An 813-nucleotide genomic window follows, 5' to 3' on the forward strand; every position below is an offset into this window, starting at 1 on the left:
ATACTCTTGTGCCTGACTGGGGTAGGGATTAAAAACAGAAGTAACCGCACACCCGGAAGAAAGGCTGACAACAAAGAGGATGCATGCTCTTTTGAATAAGCATTGAAGCGGCATTGCGGTAATTCCTTATCCTTGGGATTTGCGCGAAAGACAAACAGGCCTAGGTACGGATTTCCCTGTCTCTTTTGTCCTTTGGAGGTAAGACTACATCAACCGACCTGTAGAAAAAAGCATGCCCGCAATGATATTTCGACCGATTATTTGACTCGCTTCACCACTCGAAGCTCAACCCAACATCAAGGCCGATGCCCCGATCCGACAAGCCTCCTTCCGAGTTATATAGAGACGGAATAACATTGTCCTGATCAAATAGATTGTAGACCTGCAAAAACGCAGAGTGATCTCCACTCATGCCAAAGAAATCAAGCCCTTTAACCAAACTCAAATCTGTTCGATAGTAATCGTCTGCACTGTCAGGCTTTGCGGCACCCAAGTAATCGCCCTCTGCGTAGTCGAGCATGATACGTTGCTTTAAAATCAGCTCCAGATCCGCATCCACAAAGCGATATCCGCCTTCCAAATTTAATATCCATGAAGGAAACGCCACATAGTCGGTATCTGCTTCTTTGTTGGTACTATCCACAAAGCTCGCCACGCCTTCGAGCCTAAGCTGATCAATTTGGCGTCGCGCGACAAATTCAACGCCATAAGATTCATTGCGCCCAGTATTGACATATTGATTGAGCGGCGGCGTCGTTGGCACAAGCACAATTCCGTCTTTCCATTGGTTGGCAAAGAGGGTCGCCTCCAAAG

General features: G+C 47.1%; 1 protein-coding gene. It reads right to left on the reverse strand.

Annotated elements, in window-relative coordinates; genetic code table 11:
• Positions 1-271 precede the first annotated feature (271 nt).
• A partial coding sequence (locus A3750_RS22230) for a TonB-dependent receptor (RefSeq protein WP_197475241.1) occupies positions 272-813 on the reverse strand: 542 nt, incomplete at its 5' end.

The sequence above is a fragment of the Oleiphilus sp. HI0079 genome (assembly GCF_001635105.1).